19 protein-coding genes and 1 riboswitch are annotated in these 19,936 nt (G+C 37.3%); of the genes, 16 read left to right on the top strand and 3 right to left on the bottom strand.

The window, feature by feature from the left end; translation table 11 throughout:
• Nucleotides 1–94 precede the first annotated feature (94 nt).
• The 15 genes from BMSHG_RS10255 to BMSHG_RS27525 all read left to right on the top strand — a co-directional run bounded on the left by BMSHG_RS10255 (nucleotide 95) and on the right by BMSHG_RS27525 (nucleotide 15,347).
• Nucleotides 95–514: a hypothetical protein gene (locus tag BMSHG_RS10255; protein ID WP_019154359.1), complete on the top strand. Its 420-nt coding sequence runs from the start codon at nucleotides 95–97 to the stop codon at nucleotides 512–514.
• A gap of 96 nt (nucleotides 515–610) precedes the next feature.
• On the top strand, nucleotides 611–1,099 hold the full coding sequence (locus tag BMSHG_RS10250; RefSeq protein ID WP_019154358.1) for a YpuI family protein: 489 nt from the start codon (nucleotides 611–613) through the stop codon (nucleotides 1,097–1,099).
• A 316-nt stretch (nucleotides 1,100–1,415) separates the two neighbouring features.
• Nucleotides 1,416–2,312, top strand: coding sequence for a superoxide dismutase (locus BMSHG_RS10245; RefSeq protein ID WP_019154357.1), 897 nt, complete (start codon nucleotides 1,416–1,418; stop codon nucleotides 2,310–2,312).
• Nucleotides 2,313–2,470: 158 nt separating this feature from the next.
• On the top strand, nucleotides 2,471–3,592 hold the full coding sequence (locus BMSHG_RS10240) for a D-alanyl-D-alanine carboxypeptidase family protein (RefSeq protein WP_019154356.1): 1,122 nt from the start codon (nucleotides 2,471–2,473) through the stop codon (nucleotides 3,590–3,592).
• On the top strand, nucleotides 3,585–4,172 hold the full coding sequence (locus BMSHG_RS10235; protein WP_019154355.1) for a nucleoside recognition domain-containing protein: 588 nt from the start codon (nucleotides 3,585–3,587) through the stop codon (nucleotides 4,170–4,172). Before BMSHG_RS10240 ends, BMSHG_RS10235 begins: the two co-directional genes overlap by 8 nt.
• A gap of 7 nt (nucleotides 4,173–4,179) precedes the next feature.
• Nucleotides 4,180–4,710 carry a spore maturation protein gene (locus BMSHG_RS10230; protein ID WP_019154354.1) on the top strand — a complete coding sequence of 177 codons (531 nt, stop codon included), beginning with the start codon at nucleotides 4,180–4,182 and terminating at the stop codon, nucleotides 4,708–4,710.
• Between the two features lie 158 nt (nucleotides 4,711–4,868).
• Complete coding sequence (gene rluB, locus BMSHG_RS10225) at nucleotides 4,869–5,591, top strand: 23S rRNA pseudouridine(2605) synthase RluB (protein ID WP_019154353.1); 723 nt, start codon at nucleotides 4,869–4,871, stop codon at nucleotides 5,589–5,591.
• Nucleotides 5,592–5,763: 172 nt separating this feature from the next.
• Complete coding sequence (gene resA / locus BMSHG_RS10220) at nucleotides 5,764–6,291, top strand: thiol-disulfide oxidoreductase ResA (protein WP_019154352.1); 528 nt, start codon at nucleotides 5,764–5,766, stop codon at nucleotides 6,289–6,291.
• 19 nt (nucleotides 6,292–6,310) lie between these two features.
• Nucleotides 6,311–7,969: a cytochrome c biogenesis protein ResB gene (gene resB, locus BMSHG_RS10215; RefSeq protein WP_019154351.1), complete on the top strand. Its 1,659-nt coding sequence runs from the start codon at nucleotides 6,311–6,313 to the stop codon at nucleotides 7,967–7,969.
• 30 nt (nucleotides 7,970–7,999) lie between these two features.
• The gene (ccsB, locus tag BMSHG_RS10210) at nucleotides 8,000–9,184 is read left to right on the top strand and encodes a c-type cytochrome biogenesis protein CcsB (protein ID WP_019154350.1); all 1,185 of its coding nucleotides are present in this window, start codon (nucleotides 8,000–8,002) and stop codon (nucleotides 9,182–9,184) included.
• 195 nt (nucleotides 9,185–9,379) lie between these two features.
• Complete coding sequence (locus BMSHG_RS10205; protein WP_019154349.1) at nucleotides 9,380–10,096, top strand: response regulator transcription factor; 717 nt, start codon at nucleotides 9,380–9,382, stop codon at nucleotides 10,094–10,096.
• Nucleotides 10,093–11,865, top strand: coding sequence for an ATP-binding protein (locus tag BMSHG_RS10200; protein ID WP_019154348.1), 1,773 nt, complete (start codon nucleotides 10,093–10,095; stop codon nucleotides 11,863–11,865). Before BMSHG_RS10205 ends, BMSHG_RS10200 begins: the two co-directional genes overlap by 4 nt.
• A gap of 458 nt (nucleotides 11,866–12,323) precedes the next feature.
• Nucleotides 12,324–12,875 carry an RNA polymerase sigma factor SigX gene (gene sigX, locus BMSHG_RS10195; protein WP_019154347.1) on the top strand — a complete coding sequence of 184 codons (552 nt, stop codon included), beginning with the start codon at nucleotides 12,324–12,326 and terminating at the stop codon, nucleotides 12,873–12,875.
• A complete protein-coding gene (locus BMSHG_RS10190) occupies nucleotides 12,850–14,079 on the top strand; it encodes a GerMN domain-containing protein (RefSeq protein WP_019154346.1) in 1,230 nt (409 codons plus the stop codon). The genes sigX and BMSHG_RS10190 overlap by 26 nt, the downstream gene beginning before the upstream one ends.
• Nucleotides 14,080–14,300: 221 nt before the next feature.
• The gene (locus BMSHG_RS27525; RefSeq protein ID WP_019154345.1) at nucleotides 14,301–15,347 is read left to right on the top strand and encodes a M23 family metallopeptidase; all 1,047 of its coding nucleotides are present in this window, start codon (nucleotides 14,301–14,303) and stop codon (nucleotides 15,345–15,347) included.
• 38 nt (nucleotides 15,348–15,385) lie between these two features.
• Here BMSHG_RS27525 and serA read toward each other — a convergent pair whose 3' ends face one another.
• Nucleotides 15,386–16,960, bottom strand: a complete 1,575-nt coding sequence (serA, locus tag BMSHG_RS10180; protein ID WP_019154344.1) for a phosphoglycerate dehydrogenase — start codon at nucleotides 16,958–16,960, stop codon at nucleotides 15,386–15,388.
• A gap of 335 nt (nucleotides 16,961–17,295) precedes the next feature.
• A complete protein-coding gene (locus tag BMSHG_RS10175; protein ID WP_019154343.1) occupies nucleotides 17,296–18,228 on the bottom strand; it encodes a manganese-dependent inorganic pyrophosphatase in 933 nt (310 codons plus the stop codon).
• 183 nt (nucleotides 18,229–18,411) lie between these two features.
• Nucleotides 18,412–18,600: riboswitch (FMN riboswitch) on the top strand.
• Nucleotides 18,601–18,825: 225 nt separating this feature from the next.
• Here BMSHG_RS10175 and BMSHG_RS10170 point away from each other — a divergent pair.
• Complete coding sequence (locus BMSHG_RS10170) at nucleotides 18,826–19,407, top strand: ECF transporter S component (protein WP_019154342.1); 582 nt, start codon at nucleotides 18,826–18,828, stop codon at nucleotides 19,405–19,407.
• Between the two features lie 82 nt (nucleotides 19,408–19,489).
• Here the strand turns inward: BMSHG_RS10170 and BMSHG_RS10165 are convergent, their stop codons facing one another.
• Complete coding sequence (locus BMSHG_RS10165) at nucleotides 19,490–19,738, bottom strand: ferredoxin (RefSeq protein ID WP_019154341.1); 249 nt, start codon at nucleotides 19,736–19,738, stop codon at nucleotides 19,490–19,492.
• Between the last annotated feature and the right edge of the window lie 198 nt (nucleotides 19,739–19,936).

The raw sequence follows: 19,936 nt of genomic DNA, 5'->3' as shown, positions 1-19,936 counted from the left end.
GACAACGATTAGACGATAAATCACGGGATAAACAGCTAAATAATGAACACAATCATCATGCAGGATTAAATCTTATAGAACAAAGGATGATTTTATGTTTATTACCGATTGTAAAGGGTATGAATTAGAAAAAACGAAATCAAATACTTCTGAGGATTTCTTTAATAAAAGTGAAGTTATCTTTAAAGATGAGGGAATCGAAAAGACGTTTCAAGTTTTATATTTACGGTATTTTGACGAGTTTTTTTCTGAATTTACCCCTTATCAAGAAGAACCAATTTATCAAGCCGATAAAAGGTCAGTTGATTTTAAGGATATCGTTGCGCTAGCGTGTCTTATTCAGAATCCAGAATTTCGTACTCGTAAGCGTGTTTACATTAATACAAAGGTTGAATTCTCATCGCTCTTTAAAGATCTGGATTTTAGAAAATTGGAATCTATTTTTGAATCATTAGCAAAAGGGCAAGGATTTGAGCTTCGTTCTTCAATGGAGTTTATCGAACAACCGCAATAAGCAGATTGGCAATAACGGATGGAATCACTTTTTTTCAAAAGGTTTCATTCTTACGAAAAAACTCGTCTTTCTAATATATTCATAGGGGTGTATGAATTGGCAAATACAATGGTCAAATCGCAACTTGAGGATGTCAGGAATTTTCTAGTAACGACTGTTAATACGCTCGAGGATTATCTTAATCAAACAACATTGTCTTCTCTTATGGAAGAGGAGCAAGGAAATGAAGCTTACTACAAAATGGTCTTGTCTAATGTTCGTAAGCTATTGGTTTATTGTGAAGAGGGCTTAGAAGCTTGTGTCGTCATACTACAAACGGATACCTTTCCAAAAGGGGCAGCAGAAAAAACACTTTATCGTATTTATCATCAATGTGTAGAAGAATTTTTCCAACCGAAAAGTGATGCATGGTTTGAAGACAGTCGTGCAGCCTACACGGGCCGTAATTCGATTAAGTTTCAAGAAAAAGTTCCGACAAGTGTCGTTAATCTATTAAAAGGATTAGAAGGAAGCTTCCAAAACATTCGAGAAGAACTCGAATATTACGAAACTGATTATCGTACCAAAATGATTCAATCTAAATAAATCATGATCGCATAATAACCAACCCTATTCTGAATGGAATAGGGTTTTTTCAGTTTCATTGATTCACACAAAAATTCGCCTAATCATACGATATGAAAGAAAATCAGTGGGTTGCATTTTTTTAAGAAAGGCTTTTTTCGTAAACGTGGTTGCTTTTGAAAAGCAATAAGAAACAAGATGCCTGATAGGGAGCGAAATGTGCCGTCGCACCCTATATGTTTAGCCATAACCGTGATATAAGGGTAAAAACCGGTTTCTAGGTTTTTACAAATAACCACAATCTATCCGAAAACAGCGAAAGAAATGAGGGTGAATAATGGGGAGATTTGAAGAGTATCTAAAAGAGGTCATGGAATGGAATGAGGAAATGAAGCATTTTTTACAATCGGAGCAAATTGAGCGAGATGATGAAATGTGGACAAAACTTGATGGACTAACAGAAATAATGGATTACATTCAGCAGCCAGGTCAACTAACGAGTGAGCAATTAATCACACTTCAATCGAAGGTAGAGGAACTTCATGACGACATGGAAGATTACTTTATCAAACGTCAAACACTTGGTTCTATCTATATGAAAGAACCTTTTGTAGAAATCGGAAAACATCAATTACCGCCACTTCCCTACGCTTATGACGCACTTGAGCCTGCTATCTCGGAAGAAATTATGAGACTCCACCATACCAAACATCATCAATCCTATGTGGATGGACTGAATAAAGCAGAGAATAAGCTGGATGAAGCACGAAGAAAGGGAGACTTTTCCCTTGTTAAGCATTGGTCTAGAGAGCTAGCTTTTCACGGATCAGGTCATTATTTACACACGATTTTTTGGAATAATATGAGTCCAAATGGTGGTGGGAAGCCCTCAGGTAAATTGCTTAAAGAAATAGAAAAATATTTTGGCAGCTTCGACTCTTTTAAAAACCATTTTACTGAAGCAGCAAATGCGGTTGAAGGAGTCGGTTGGGCCATTCTCGTATGGTCACCGAGAGCGAGACATCTTGAAATTCTTCAATCAGAGCGTCATATGTTGTTAACCCAGTGGGATACAATTCCTTTGTTGGTGCTAGATGTTTGGGAGCATGCTTATTATTTGCAATATAAAAACGAACGTGCTGACTATGTCAATAATTGGTGGGAAATCGTCAATTGGAACGATGTTGAACAGAGATTTTTGAAAGCCAAACCATTAGTGTGGAAACCATTTTAATCAATTAAAGCATGGAAGGCTCTTCTTTTGTTGAGTAGAGCCTTCAAATTTTCACTCACTTTTAGTTTTTAGTCATATCACACCTTGTCCCGCATAAACTTGTACAAACAAATAGTGCGAGGTTATGCATAATGAACATGAAGTGGAAGCTCATAATAATGACATTGATTTTATCGCTATTGCTAACGAATATTCCTCAGAAGATTGAAGCTTCTGTTTCGGTTAGTGCCAGAAATGCGATCTTAATGGAACAGGAATCTGGGAGGGTCTTATTCGAAAAAGATGCCCATGAAAAACGAAGAATCGCTAGTATTACAAAGATTATGACCGCCATTTTAGCAGTTGAGTCAGGTAAACTTAATGAAATGGTTACGATTAGTGAGCGAGCAGAGGGGACAGAAGGATCGTCTTTGTATTTGAAAAAAAATGAAAAGGTAAAGCTGGAAGATTTAGTATATGGTTTAATGCTTAGATCCGGAAATGACGCAGCTGTTGCTATAGCCGAACATGTAGGAGGAAGTCTAGAAGGTTTTGTTTTTCTAATGAATGAAAAGGCAAAGGAGATTGGGATGGCAAATTCGCATTTTGCCAATCCACACGGATTAGACGATTCAAATGAACATTATTCAACGGCCTATGATATGGCGATATTAACACGTTACGCCATGGAAAATGATACATACAGAAAAATTGCAGGAACAGAGGTCCATCGTGCACCAAATCCTACTGAAAAATGGGAAAGAGTATGGCGAAATAAAAATCGATTGCTAACGGGCCTTTACGACCACTCCACTGGAGGAAAAACGGGCTATACTAAACTAGCAAAGAGAACATTAGTAAGTACGGCTATGAAAGACGATATGAGCTTAATTGCTGTCACGTTGAATGGGCCAGATGATTGGAATGACCATATTAGCATGTTTGAGATGGCGTTTAAAAATTATGACATGGTTCAAGTCATCGAAGATGGAATCATTAAAGAAGTGGATGATGACTTTTATAAACAGAAAGTGTATTTGGAGCATGGCTACAGTTTTCCGGTGACCACAGATGAAAAAGAAAAATTCCAAGTGGAAATGAAACTGGAAAAACCAAAAAATGATTGGGATGAAATGAGGAATATTCCATCTGTCGTAGGAAAGGCCGTTATTCGTTTCGAGAATAAGCCCATTAAAGAACTACCAATTTATTACAAGGTTGCTGAAGAGGAACCACCCTCATTTTTTGAACGATTCAAAAGTCTTTTTACGGCGATGATGGGCGTGAATCGAAATGGTTAATTTAATTTGGGTATTTATGACCGTATTTGGTGTCGTTTTCGCTATTATTAATGGCACGATGAGCGAAGTTAATGAGGCTGTTTTTTCTGGGGCAAAGGAAGCGGTCACCTTATGTATCGGGTTAATTAGCATTCTCGTATTTTGGTTAGGGATGATGAGAATTGCTGAGGATGCAGGACTACTAAAAATTTTGGCTAAACTCTTTCGTCCACTCGTAAAAAGATTATTCCCAGAGATACCAAATGAACACCCTGCGATGGGATATATTCTTTCAAATATGATGGCGAATATGTTTGGGTTGGGAAATGCGGCAACTCCTTTAGGAATTAAAGCAATGGAAGAAATGCGTCAGCTAAACGGAGGGTCCACTGAGGCAAGTCGCTCTATGATTACATTTCTGGCAATCAATACATCTAGTCTTACCTTAATCCCTACAACAGTGATTGCCATCCGCATGAATTATAATTCGGCAAATCCTACTGATATTGTCGGGACAACCTTGATTGCGACCCTATGCTCAACGATAGGAGCGATATTGATTGACCGGTTCTTTTACTATCGAAGAAGTCGTAAAGGATGAATGATATATGGGCATTGTGTCTTTAATTTCATTATGGTTTATTCCCGTTTTAATAGCCTTTATTTTAATGTACGGCACATTTAAACGTGTTCCTACCTACGAGAGTTTCGTAGAAGGAGGAAAGGAAGGGATCCAAATTGCGGTCTCGATTATACCTTTTTTAGTCGGGATGCTAGTAGCCATTTCCGTTTTTCGAGCGTCTGGTGCCCTTGATTTTCTTATGGGCTTCATTCGTCCCGGACTTGAAGCTTTAGGAATTCCAGCCGACATTGCGCCACTTGCAATCATTCGCCCAATCTCAGGAACAGCAGCTCTTGGGATGACAAGTGATATCATGGCAACACATGGACCAGATTCATTCATTGGTCGTCTCGCCGCGACGATTCAAGGAAGTACAGACACGACATTTTACGTGTTAACCGTCTATTTCGGCGCAGTAGGAATCAAGAAAATGGGTGACGCTTTAAAAGTCGGTTTATTAGCAGACCTTGTAGGGATCGTTGCAGCAGTCATCGTCGTCACACTTGTATTTGGTTGATATGTTCTGAAGATACCTGTTAAAAATGGTATCTTTTTTTTGTTTTCTAAAAAGAGTTAATATAGATATCAATAAGGTTTACTTTGAAAATGACGTGACTTATGTCATAATTCAGTAGGAAGTATAAAAGAAAGAAACAACTAACTGAGGTGGCAGAAATGGAAAGATTGCAAAAAGTAATTGCCCACGCTGGTTTTGCTTCAAGAAGAAAAGCAGAACAGCTCATTATAGATGGCCAAGTAAAGGTAAATGGAAAAGTCGTGAAGGAATTAGGAATTAAAGTAACATCAGCAGATAAGGTAGAAGTAAATGGTATTCCAGTTGAGAGAGAGGAACCGGTTTATTTCCTATTTTATAAACCAAGAGGCGTGATCTCCAGTGTAAAAGACGACAAAGATCGAAAAGTAGTAACCGATTTTTTACCAGAGATTAAACAACGAGTATATCCTGTAGGACGACTAGACTATGATACGACAGGTGTTCTTTTGTTAACGAATGATGGAGAATTTGCCAATCTACTTATGCATCCTAAAAATGAGATTGAGAAAGTCTATGTGGCAAAGATTAAAGGGATTCCCTCTAGGGAGAAGGTCAGAAGTCTTGAAAAGGGTATTCGACTGGAAGATGGAAAAACAGCTCCAGCGAAAGCAAAAGTTATAAGTATTGATAAGAAAAAACAAACATCGATCATCGAGTTAACGATTCATGAAGGGAAAAACCGTCAAGTAAGAAGAATGTTCGAAGCGATTGGCCATCCGGTGATGAAGTTAAAACGAGAAAGGTACGGATTTTTGACATTACAAGGATTAGGTGTGGGAGACATGAGAGAGTTAACCCCTCATGAGGTAAAACAACTTCGTGCATTAGCTACAGCTACTTAAAAAGTAGGTCTTGATATCGGATCTAAGATGTGAATTAATTCACTAAATATATGGAAAAAGTCATAGAAGTGTCACACATATTCACACAGATAACAATGTCTATATGTTGAAAAATGTTATAATTATTTCAACTTGTGTTCATTTTACTTGCAATTCGGAGGGGAGAATACATATGAAAAAGCAGCGTTTAGTCATAAGAACCGTGATATTACTAGTTTTAGCAGCTGCTGTCGTCTATACTCTTTACGCTAATTTTACGAAGGATGAAATTCATAAAGTAGCTGAAGGGAAAAAAGCACCAGATTTCGTTCTGACTGATATGAACGGTGAACAACATCGCTTATCCGAATATGAAGGTCAAGGAGTTCTTTTAAACTTTTGGGCAACATGGTGTAAGCCATGTGAAAGAGAAATGCCTTATATGGATAAACAATATCAAGAGAACAAGGACGATGGCATTCAAGTTTTAGCTGTGAACATTGGTGAATCGAATGTAGTAATCAATGAGTTTATTAAAAAGCACGATTTAACATTTCCGATTTTAAAAGATAAAAATCAAGAAGTACAAACGGTTTATGGAATTGGCAATCTGCCAATCACGTTCCTTATTGCTCCAGATGGAAACGTCGTGAACATCCATGAGGGTGAAATCATTAATGAACAAGTCGTGATAGACATGATAAAAGAGATAAAACCATAGGGTACGAGGAGTTTTTATAATGAAGGAAGTAAAGTGTGAATGTGGTCATGTGAATCCACATGGTACAGTGCTTTGTGAATCATGTGGGATAACATTAATGGAAGAAAAAACACAGGGGAAGCTCCACGATATGAGGTATGAAGGGAGTGCACGTCGCTCTCAAACGTACAACAAAACGATGATCGATAAGATTTGGAACTTTTTCTCTTCAGTAAAAGTCGGTGTTTGGTTAATTGTTATTACACTAATTGCATCTGCAGTAGGAACCATTTTTCCTCAGGAAATGTATATTCCCAATATTATGACTACTGCTGAGTATTATGAAGATCAGTATGGTTGGTTAGGAAAACTCTATTATGATCTTGGGTTTCATAATTTATATAGCTCTTGGTGGTATTTAGTCTTAATTGCTTCCATCGGTGTTTCTTTAGTCATTTGCAGCATCGATAGAGCCGTTCCACTTTATAGAGCTTTAAAGAAACAAAGGGTTACCCGTCATGAAAGTTTTTTAAAGCGTCAACGTTTGTTTACGGTTTCTACTTCTGAGAATGTAGATGAGTCTTTTGCAAAGGTAAAAGAAAATTTAAAATTAAGACGTTATAAGATTCGTGAAGAAGACGGGAATATTCTCGCAGAAAAGGGACGCTTTTCAAGATGGGGTCCGTATGTGAACCACTGTGGGTTAATTATCTTCCTCTTAGGTGGAATGCTTCGTTTCGTTCCAGGAATGTACATTGATAGTATGCTCTGGTTAAGAGAAGGAGAAACAAAAGTAATTCCTGAAACGAACGGGGAGTATTACTTAGAAAACAAAGAATTTACGCTAGAGGTTTATGATAAGGAAAAAGATAATGAAGCTTTTAGTGAAGCAATTGAAAGTGCAGGGATGGTTCCGAAAAACTTTCAATCTGATGTCATCCTTTATAAGAAGGCAGATGATTCTCTCCCTGGTGAAGAAGCAGAATTAGAAGAAATAAAAGAACATAATATTCGTGTAAACCAACCTTTAAAATTCGATGGGTATGCTCTCTACCAAACAGAGTATAGACTTGGTGAATTATCAACGATGTCATTTACGCTTGTAAATAAGGTTAGTAAGGAAGAATTCGGCAGTCTTGAAATTGACTTGAACGAACCGCAGAAGAATTTTGATTTAGGCAACGGGTACTCAGTTGAAGTAATGAGTTATTTTCCAGACTTTGAATTTAACGATAGCGGAGAACCGACAACGAAATCACGGATTCCTAATAATCCAGCATTCGTATTTAAAATGTTCTCTCCTGAAAAGCCAGATGGTGAAATCAGTTTTGTAGCGATTCAGCAAAACTTAGAACCTTTTGGAGATAATGAATACCAACTTCGATTCTCAGGAATTGAAACAAATGATGTAACGGGCTTAACCGTTCGCAAGGATCTAACTCTTTGGTTATTTGCTGTAGGTGGCTTTATCTTCATGGTTGGGGTTGCTCAAGGCTCTTATTGGAACCATAGAAGAATCTGGTTGAGAAGAAAAGGCGATGAAATTTGGGTGGCTGCTCATACCAATAAAAACTGGTATGGAATAAAACGAGAAATTAGTACAATTCTAGAAGGTTCAGGGATAGATGAGCCAATAGATCAACTACAAGAAAAAGAAGACGCAAACTCCCAATTGAAAAAAGATCGTGAGAATGAGTAGTCATCATTCTCGAAGTAAGGAGGAATTAGGTTGGCTAATTTAAGTGCAAACCTTCTATTAATAGCATTCATTTTATACTTAGTTGCAATTCCCTTTTTCGGAGGCGCAATCAGACAGAAAAAAGGGTTGGATGAAACGAAATCCTTTGCAAAGTGGGCAAAAATAGGGATTGTCATTACCATCATTGGTTTTCTTGCCCAACTTGGATTTTTCATTACAAGATGGATCGTTGCTGGACATGCTCCATTAAGTAATCTATTTGAATACACCACTTTCTTCGGAATGTGTTTAGTAGCTGCGTTTATTTTAATCTACTTTATTTATAAAACCTCTATCTTAGGAATGTTTGTTTTACCGATTGCTCTTTTGATTATTGCATATGCGAGCATGTTCCCAAGAGAGATTTCTCCATTAATACCAGCATTACAGAGTCACTGGTTACAAGTTCACGTTTCAACAGTTGCTCTTGGAGAAGCTATCCTTGCTGTGAGTTTTGGTGCGGCACTAATCTATTTAGTTAAAGCGATTGATCATACAAAGCGAAGTAAAAGTACAATCTGGTTAGAAGTGATTATGTATTCGATCGTATCAGTTGTTGGTTTTATAGCCGTTACTTCTACGTTTGCTATTACCGATTATCAAGCATCTTACAGCTATATTGATAAAAATGGCGCAGAATCACAAATGGATTATACGATGCCGGCCGTTATCGGGCCTAATGAGTGGCAAGCGATTGAAGATGGAACATTTGAGCCATGGATTCAAGTACCTGGCATTATTAATGCGAAGAAATTAAATACAGTGGTTTGGTCATTAGCAGCTGGTTTAATCCTTTATATAGTGCTTAGACTTATTTTGAGAAAAACGATTGGTGCAGCCCTTCAGCCATTAACGAAAAATATTAAACTCGATTTAGTGGATGAAATTAGCTATCGTTCTGTATTGATTGGCTTTCCGGTATTCACTTTAGGTGGTCTAGTATTTGCAATGATCTGGGCTCAGATTGCTTGGACTCGCTTTTGGGGTTGGGATCCGAAAGAAGTTTGGGCACTCATCACATGGTTGTTCTATGCTGCCTTCTTGCATCTTCGTCTGGCAAAAGGCTGGCATGGTGAAAAATCAGCTTGGTTAGCGGTAATTGGTTTTGCCATCATCATGTTCAACTTAATTGCGGTAAATCTAGTCATTGCTGGATTACATTCATACGCAGGATAAGAAATTGCGATAAAATCTTATGTAATAGTTAAAATTTTTACCATATGCCTTCACTTTTTGTGGAGGCATTTTTCAAAAAAATCAATGTGGAAGATTTATCAATATATTCGATTTAAAGAAGCAAAGTGTCTAACTTTTCGACAATCGTTTATAATGAAAATAAGAATATATTTTTCATGCTAGGGGGAGCGGTAAATGGATAAAGAAGTAAGAATTTTAGTTGTCGATGATGAAGAAAGAATTAGACGTCTTTTGAAGATGTATTTAGAAAGAGAAGATTATTTAATTGATGAAGCAGAAGATGGCAATGAGGCATTGGCAAAAGCGATTGCAAATGACTATGATGTAATTCTTCTTGATTTAATGATGCCGGGTAAAGATGGAATTGAAGTATGTCGAGAATTAAGGGACAAGAAAGCAACTCCTGTTATCATGCTTACAGCAAAAGGAGAAGAGGTTAATCGTGTCCAAGGATTTGAAGTGGGTACAGACGATTATATTGTAAAGCCATTTAGTCCTCGTGAAGTGGTTCTTCGCGTAAAAGCTTTACTAAGAAGATCATCAAGTACTTCTTATTTACAAACGGAAACAACGACGAAAGATGTTATTGTCTTTCCTAGCTTAACTATCGATAATGACGCTCATCGTGTCATTGCTGAAGGAAAAGAAGTGAGTCTGACTCCAAAAGAATATGAACTTCTATATTTCTTAGCGAAAACACCAGATAAAGTATTTGATCGGGAACAGCTATTAAAGGAAGTATGGCATTATGAATTTTTCGGTGACTTACGTACAGTTGATACGCATGTGAAACGCTTACGTGAAAAGTTAAATAAAGTTTCAGAGGAAGCTGCTAGTATGATTGTGACGGTTTGGGGTGTTGGCTACAAGTTTGAGGTTGGCAATGAATGATGTTCTGGCGTAGCGTTGTTGGTAAACTGTGGTTTACCATTCTTTTTCTTGTAATATTCGTCCTGTTTATATTAACAGTGATGCTTCTAGAATATTTTGAAAACTATCATATTAATGAAACGGAAGACAGCCTGGAAAAAACAGCCACACGTATTTCTCACTTTTTAGAGGAGCAGGATGAAAATATTGGTCTTCAACTAGCATGGGAACTTCTTGATGATAAAACTGAAGCTATGATTATATTCGATGAAAATGATTATATTTCATCACCTACGATAGAAAAAAATGTTGGTTTACCCGTCAGTTATTTTTTAAACGATCCAGAGTTAGTCGATGTTTTTAAAGAAAGTAAAGAAGTTAAAAAAATGGCTACATTTCCAGTCTCTAATTATGATGAGGATTCACGATTATTAATTATCGGTGCTCCTATTCATATGGAAGGCAGGGAAAATGGTGCAGTATTCATCATGCAGTCTTTAGCTGTAATGGAGCAAACGTCAAATTCAACGAAGAAATTTATTTTGCTTGCTGCTGGTGTTGCTATCATTTTAACGACAATTTTTGCTTTCTTCTTAGCAACGAGGATTAATGCCCCGCTTCGAAAAATGAAGGAGGCTGCTTTTGAAATTGCACGAGGAAAGTTTGATACAAAGGTTCCGATTTTAACAAATGACGAAATTGGAGAACTTGCGACTGCTTTTAACCAGATGGGTAGACAATTAAAATTTAATCTAAATGCCCTTAGTCAGGAAAAAGAGCAACTATCGAGCATTCTTAGCAGTATGGTCGATGGAGTTATAACTTTTAATCGGGACGGAACTATCTTGATTACAAATCCTCCTGCTGAAAGATTTTTGCAGGACTGGTATTTTGAACAGGATGGGAAATCGAAAAGTACAGAAGAAGTACCTTTTGAAGTAATGGAACTTTTTAAACTAGCTGTTAATACGGAGCAGGAGCAAGTGGGTGAAATTTCTGTTCAGGGGCGCTTTTGGGTTATTATCGTAAGCCCGTTATATAATAATACTTTTATTCGCGGTGCTGTAGCTGTTGTACGGGATATGACAGAGGAGCGTCAACTTGATAAACTGCGACAAGATTTTATTGCTAACGTCTCTCATGAACTGAGGACTCCGATTTCCATGATGCAGGGCTACAGTGAAGCGATTGTCGATGGAATTGCCGAGTCTGAAGAAGAAAAGATGGAAATGGCAAAGGTCATATATGATGAATCGTTAAGGATGGGCCGACTAGTCAACGAATTATTGGATCTCGCTCGAATGGAAGCAGGACATATTCAGCTTGATATTAGTTTAATAGAAGTGAAGCCATATATGGAACGAATCATTCGCAAGTTTCATGGATTGGCGAAGGAAAAAGGGATTCATTTAAAAGGAGAATTCGATCAACTTGAATTTACTTATTATTTTGATGGCGATCGAATTGAGCAGGTTTTAACCAATTTAATTGATAATGCAATCAGGCATACTGAGGATAATGGAAATATTATTGTTTCAGGCCAGCTAGAAGAGAAGGGACTGCATGTCGAAGTATTTAATTCTGGTAAGGGAATTGCAGAAGAGGATCTTCCATTTGTCTTTGAACGTTTTTATAAAGGCGATAAGGCAAGAACGAGGGGACGTTCTGGAACCGGATTAGGTCTCGCCATCGCCCAAAATATTGTAGAGGGCCATAAAGGTCATATATCGGTCCATAGTAAAGATGGACACGGAACGACATTTTCCTTCTTTATCCCTCGAAATTTATAAAAACAACAAGAACCCTGCCGACTCATCTTGATTCACGAGGAACATCGAAAAGCGGAATCGGCTTGTTTAGCCCCGACAAGCACTGGAAGGTCAGAGGTTGAAGTCTGTCATTTTGACTTCAACAACTGACCTGAAGTGACCTCGAGGGGCTAGCCGCTGGAGCTAGCCAAATCGAAAAGCGGAGAGCGCTCGGAGCTAGACCGATCGAAAAGCGGAATCGGCTTGTTCATAATTAACATCTCCAAAAGGAAGGAGTTTTTTAAAACTCCTTCCTTTTTTAGTTGAAAAATACTATATTAGTGATATTGGTAACTAATTTCATAAGTTATTTTTTCTATTTGAATCAACCTAATCAAGATTAAGTGAAAAGGACAAGAATACATACATAATTTCACGAATATGGGTGTAACTTTTGTCGATAAAATAACGACTAATTGGTTGAACGGGGAGGGAAACCAATGGACTCCGTTTTTGATGAACTGTATTCAAAATATCATCATGACGTTTTTCAATTTATTTTTTATATGGTCAAAAATAGAGAACAAGCTGAAGATCTTGTTCAAGAGGTATATATAAGAGTATTGAAATCCTATGATCGTTTTGAGGGGAAAAGTAGTGAAAAAACATGGCTATTTTCGATTGCCAGAAATGTTGCCATTGATCATTTCCGTAAACAAAAGGGATGGAGGCAAAAAATTGCCGAGAAATTTGACTGGTCAACAGGTCAGATTAAGGATGAAAATCCTATTCCTGAAGAAATTGCCCTGCAAAATGAGGAAATCTCATTAATATATCAATGTTTAGAGCATTGCACCGTTGATCAAAGGATGGTTATTATTTTGCGTTATATTCAAGAATTGACCATTATTGAAACGGCTGAGGCGTTAGGCTGGACAGAAAGTAAGGTTAAGACGACACAGCATCGCGCATTAAAAGTATTGAAAAAGGAAATGGAAGAGAAAATGGCAAAGGAGGGGACAACGAGTGAGAAAATCAGAGTGGAGCGATGAACAGCTAGAAAAATTACTACGTGAAATGCCAAGGATCGAAGACAAACGGGATCCTCGAGATATTTATCAAAATATTTCGCTGAAAATGGCTAAGAAAAAGCAACGCTCCTGGATCATCCCTTCTGTTGCCACTGCTGCAGCAGTTTTAATATTAGCGGTACTTACTCCCAATCTTTTTAGTGGGAATTTCTCATCTGAGAGTTCGATGGAAAGTCGAAGCGTAAGTGAACAAGCGGATCAAGCTGAAATGAATATGATGGTAGAGGATAAACAAGAGCAAGAACAAGATAATCATGTTGAGGAAAAAATAGAAATAGCGAGCGAGGATAAAGTAGTAGAAGAAGGATCTGAGATATCTACTGATGATGGCATAGATGAAGTGTACACAGCATTATATGATGAAGATGTGGCAGATGAGAATGTCTTTATTTTTGCCATTCCAGATCGAGAGGGACAAAACATCGTTCCGATTACCGTACTTGTTCCAAAGGAAAAAGGTAAATCTCTATTTGAACAATACGTTGATACGATGCCAAAATTACTTGAAAATGAATGGGGCCTAAAAGAGTATTTCCCGCTAAAAGACGTAGAGTTATCAGTGGATGAAGATGGAATTTTAAAGGTGAATATTCCAAGTGGGCAAACTTTACAAGGCTCTTCAAATGAAATCGCATTTACTTCAGCACTTAAACGAACAGCTAAAACTCTAGGATTGAACGGAATTGAATTATATACGGATGATCAACCAGGAATTGAAATGGGAAATAGTGGGAATTTACAGACATTAGATCTGTCAGAAGACGCAAACTTTGCTTATTATTTTTATTACTCAGGAACGAATTCAAGGACCCCATATCTAGTCCCATATGGTGGTACGTTTAATAATGTCGAATCAGCCCTGGATGCGATGAAGGAAAATGTCAATACTCATCAATTAGAGGCTTCAATACCAGAGAATTTAGAGATAGAAGAAGTTCACTCGGAGGATAAGGAAATGTTAACCCTGCAGCTTAAAGAGAAATCAGAGGTTTCTGACACTCCTACCATCTTGCAAACCATCGAAGCAATATTACTAACAGCAAAAGAATTTGATTTTGAGAAAGTAAAAATAGAATACAATAATCTTGAAAGTATTGGAAAATTTACCTTTAACAAGGAAATAAATGTTCCTGTCGCACCAAATAAAATGGATTTACTGAACTAGGATCAGCTAATTAGCTGGTCTTTTTTAATTCTTAATAAAAATTTTTTGTATAAAAAAACGAAAGCTATCCAAATAATAACAAATGTGTCTCTGTAAAGTGGTAGTGCTTAGGGGGAAGAGGATTTCAGAGGTTTTTCATTTTACTCCGCTTAATTCGCAGTTCTAACAAAGTACATGCTGTCATATCGTGTAGGGAAAAGCTCAAATTAAGGAGGATACTAATGAGAGACTTTGCAAAACGTTTATTAATTGCTGGGATCATGGCCTTTTTTATAAGCCTGTTATTTATAGGAGGAAAAAATACGCAAGCGGAAACCATTGATATACAGGAAGCGGCGGCACATTGGATGTGGCCAGCGGATGGAGTCATAACAGATACATACGGAACGAGGAACGGAAAACATAAAGGGATTGATATTGCAGGTGGACTTGGAACACCGATTCATGTGGTAGACGAAGGGATTGTTACAAGGTCATATTACTCCAGTTCTTATGGGCATGTCGTATTCGTCAAGCACCCGAATCATTTTGAAACTGTGTATGCACATCTCAGTAAACGTAAAGTAAGTGAAGGACAAAAGGTAAAACAAGGAGAAATAATAGGAGATATGGGAAGTACGGGCCGCTCCTCTGGTGTGCATTTGCATTTTGAAGTACATAAACATGAATGGACAGTAAATAAAGAAAACTCTCTTAATCCTGTTGTTATTCTTGGAAAAGTTGATGTAGGAGAAACAGTTCAAGCTATGGTAGAGCAACGGAAAAATGGACAGGTTGCAGGAATAATGGAAGAAACAGACAAAGAGAATGTAGTTGTCGAGGAAAAACAGGAGAGTGAGACTACACAAGAAAATCAAACGATTGAAACAGCATCCATAGATGATTTGTCGAAATATTTACTTAGTAGCGATTTCGAATTATTGAAAGGGGAAGAAGAAGCAGATCGTGAGGAAAGTGGAGAAGCGGCATCAGAGGAAGTGATTCACATCGTTCAAAGCGGAGATACTTTATGGGACCTAGCTGAAAAATATGAATCATCTGTTGTTAGCATTATGGAATCAAATCAATTGACCGATGATGTCATTCTGCCAAATCAACAATTAATTATAGAGGAGCTTTCTGATGAACAATATATTGTTCAACCTGGAGACTCATTGGAAAGCATAGCCAAGGAAGCCAATTTAACGGTAGAAGATTTGAAGGAAATCAATCATTTGAGTAATGAAGTTATTCATCCACAACAAGTACTAACCATTAAGAAACCATAAAAAATCGGAGGATTTGCTCCTCCGATCCCAAATAATTATTAAAGGCTAATTTGATTCATTATTACGATATCATCTAGTTTTGAAAGCAATTCGAAAGCAGTAGATTCTAGTGGTTTATCAAAGGATAGAACCATACTGGCTTCACCACCTGCTTCCTTTCGACCTACTTGCATGGTCGCTATATTAATAGAATGATCGCCTAATATTTTCCCAACGCGGCCAATGACACCTGGGCGATCCATATGTTGTATATAGAGTAAATTTCCTTCAGGGTGAAAATCAATATTGAAATCATTCATATAGACAATTCGAGGACCGTAATGATCGATATAGGTACCTCTAAGGGTAAACTGTCTATTTTCAATTTTAGCAGTGACGGTAATACTGTTTGCATAGCCAAAAGAGTTCGTTGAAATTTTTTCACCGACGGTAATACCACGTTCTTTTGCGGTAAGAAGAGCGTTAACCTCATTTACATGGACGTCAATTCGGTTCTTAAAGAAACCGGATAAAAGTGCTTTTGTTAAGTAGGTTGTTTCAAGATCTGAGACACTTCCCGCATAAGTAATCGATAATTCATGAACACCTTCTTTTACACATTGAGATAAGATAGAGCCAATCTGCTTTGATAGATGGTGGAATGGGCGGATCTTATCATAAATATCCTTTGACATAGCTGGAAGATTGATCGAGTTTGTGACCGGTTTATCTTCAAAATACGTTCTTACTTCCTGTGCCACCTGTGTTGCCACGTTTAATTGTGCTTCTTTCGTAGAAGCTCCTAAATGTGGGGTCACGATCACATTATCGAATTTTAAAAGCGGGTGCTCTCCTGGTGGCTCCACTTCAAATACATCAAGGGCAGCACCTGCAACATGTCCATTTCCGATAAAGACAGCTAATGCTTGTTCATCGATGATCCCACCACGGGCACAATTTAGAAAATAAACACCTTTTTTCGTTTTTTCCAATGCTTGTTCATTGATTAGCCCTTTTGTTTCACTTGTTAGAGGGGTATGTACAGTGATAATATCAGCCTGTTCAAGTACTTCGTCAAGTGTACAGCTTTGGACATTTAGACTTTGTGCTCTTTCTTTGGTTAGGAAAGGATCAAAGACGAGTACTGTCATTCCGAAAACTTTTGCTCTTTTTGCAATTTCTGATCCGATTCTACCTAATCCAACGATTCCAAGTGCCTTTCCATATAATTCATTTCCAACAAAGGTATTTCTTTTCCATTCCATATTTTTAACAGAAGCATGTGCTTGAGGAATATTACGCATTAATGAGGCCATCATCGCAAAAGTATGCTCAGCAGTTGAAATCGTATTTCCATCTGGAGCATTGACGACAATAATTCCTCGTTTCGTTGCTGCATCAACATCTATATTATCAACACCGACACCTGCTCTGGCGATGATTTTTAGTTGGGGCATTTTTTCAAGGAGTTCTTCGGTCACTTTGGTTGCACTTCTTACAAGGATGGCGTCAATTTTTTCTAAGTCGACATCTGCATCTGTGACTTTTTTTTCAATTAATTGAGCGTCTGCATAGTCTAATAATGGCTGTAAGCCTTCTGCATTAATTGCATCAGCTACTAAAACTTGATACATTTGAACATCTCCCACTAATTATCAATTTTCTGATTATTTTACAAAACGAATATTAATCTGTCAATGAAGAATTAATGTTCGTATTAATATGAAAACGCTTTCTGTGGTAGATGACATAAATAAGTAAGAAAAACCTCCTACAAAATGTAAGGAGCTTCAGTTTGTCTCATTCGATTCAACCATCTCTCACCATTAAGCGGAATTTTTCCTGTTATTTTTTCATAACGATATTCTTACTGTTTGTACGAACATTAAGTCGAGGGAATTTGTAAATTCCTTGATATCAATAAAAAAATCGTAGGCCAACATTGAACCTACGATTTTTTACGTATTCATTATCTTTTGTTCAAAACGTCTGTTAGGACTGGAACAATTTGTTTTTTACGAGAAACAACCCCTTTTAATAGGGCTGAATGGTTTTCTAATTTCACATCATAGGCTTCTTCTACAGCATCAGCTGATTGACCTAAAGCGATAGCAGTTGAATCACTGTTTAAAATATCCGTGATCACAAAAACAAATAAATCTAAGCCTTTCTTGTCAATGACAGTTTGAAGTGCTGCTTCTAATTCAGTCTGTCTTGAAAGGACATCTTGAACATCAACTGTATTAACCTGTGCGACTTCAACCTTCCTTGTTCCCATTTGGAATTCTTTCGCATCTAGGGTGATTAATTGCTCAATCGATTTCTGGCTTAAATCAGCTCCCGCTTTAAGCATGTCTAAGCCATACTTCTCCACGTCTACTCCAGCGATTTGAGCTAGTTCACGTGCCGCTTGGATGTCTTCTTCTGTGCAAGTAGGGGATTTGAATAATAAAGAATCAGAAATGATTGCTGAAAGCATTAAACCTGCAATATTCTTTTCGATTTCTATGTTATTTTCTTTGTAAAGCTTTTTAAGAATAGTAGCAGTACATCCTACAGGCTCTGCACGATAGTATAAAGGTTCACTCGTTTCAAAATTAGCGATTCGATGGTGGTCAATTACTTCTAAAACACGTACTTCGTTGATGTCATTTGCACTTTGTTGACGTTCATTATGATCGACTAAAATAACTTGCTTCGTTTCTGAAGCGACAGTAGTAATAAGACGAGGTACCTCGTGATCAAATGTTTTAAGAGCATACTCCGTTTCACCGTTTATCTCGCCTAAGCGAACTGGCTCAGTATCTAGTCCAAGTTGATTTTTTAAATGAGAATATGCAATTGCAGAACAAATCGTATCCGTATCTGGATTTTTGTGACCGAAAATAAGAATTTTATCCATGTTTATCTCCTTTAACATAAAATGTTGATAGGTTTCTTTCTAAAGCGATTGGCCTATCTTTTTATGAAATTCCTATTATAATTTACCATAAAATCGTTGAAAATAACAAAAATAAGGAGTATAAGGTTAAGTTCTTCACAAAGAAGCTTTAGTACGCTATAATAATGATGTAATTAAATATTGGTCTATCTTCGGGGCAGGGTGTAATTCCCGACCGGCGGTAATGAGATATTTTTCTCTAAAGCCCGCGAGCCACTAATAAGCATGGAGTTGTATTCGAGAAGAAATGCTTCTTGAATATAGACAAATGCTTTGGCAGGATTTGGTGCAATTCCAAAGCCGACAGTATAGTCTGGATGGGAGAAGATGGAGGTTCTGCAAACGTTCAAATTTTGCTAGTTTGAATGTTTATTAAGCGTGCCGTAATTCTCCCTCAAGTTTACTTGGGGGAGTTTCTGTTTTATTGGGATAATAGGATGATGTTTAAAAAGTGAATACGTTTTATGGACATCATTGTATGATTCTAAATTAGGCAAGCTTAGTAATGCTGAACCTTTCTTCTTTAGGAGAGATGGATCCTAAAAAGGAGAGAGGAAAATGAAGAAGTACAATGTCAAAGCTTTAGTCTCAATTGGAATGTTGAGTAGTATCGGGTTTGTTCTGATGCTCTTAAACTTTCCGCTACCACCTTTTCCAAAGTTTTTAATGGTGGATTTTAGTGATATTCCTGCCTTAATTGCAGCGCTTATTTTTGGTCCAGTTGCAGGGGTATTGGTTGAATTATTTAAGAATGTTTTAGATTACATTTTGACAAGCAGTGATACTGGTATTCCAGTCGGGCATTTCTCGAATTTCGTCGCAGGCGTTCTATTCGTAGTACCTGCATATTACATCTATGAGAAACTGAAAACGAAAAAGGGAATGACATATGCCTTATTAACGTCAACCATTTTGATGGCTCTTGTTATGAGCGTATTGAATTATTTTATCTTTTTACCAGCTTACACGATGTTTATGGGATTCCCAGCGATGTCAGGGGAGGAAGCACGCCAAATGATTGTGGCAGGTATTCTTCCATTTAATATTCTAAAAGGAATCATGATTTCAATCGTATTCATGCTTCTCTTTACTAGAATGAGTACGTGGATTGGTAAACAGCGGCAGATTGCTTTTAAATAATGTTTCTTCGAAAATGAAGGAAATGCTTTTATATAAATTGAAAAAAACTCCTCTCTAATGTAAGAGAGGAGTTTTTTGTATTCTATTCAAACTTTAATGCATCTCCATCAAATGGTTCGTCAGCAACTTTAATGGAATCAGTTGGGCAACCTTCAAAGGCGTCCATCATATCGTCTATTAAAACATCTGGAATTTCAACGATTCCTTCGTTATCATCAAGTGTAACGAATGCGATGCCTTCATCATCGTAATCATAAATATCTGGTGCTGCTGCTCCGCAAGCCCCACATGCGATGCATGTTTCTTTGTCAACAATTGTGTATTTTGCCATGAAAAAACCTCCCAATGAATTAAACATTTATTTTTTACATTTCATAAAGTATCTGAAACGTATCCCTCATCCTTTATTGTAAAACTGTATGAGGAACATTTCAATAAAAAAATAATGAGAATGCTTATCATAACAACGTTTTCGAATGGAATATGATCCTTTCCTTCGTTTTCATGGTAAAATAAATGGAGAAACAAG

Source organism: Robertmurraya massiliosenegalensis JC6, from assembly GCF_000311725.1.
Lineage (GTDB): Bacteria > Bacillota > Bacilli > Bacillales > Cytobacillaceae > Robertmurraya > Robertmurraya massiliosenegalensis.
Note: the sequence above shows the minus strand (reverse complement) of the source record. Positions and strands in the feature narration are given on the sequence as shown.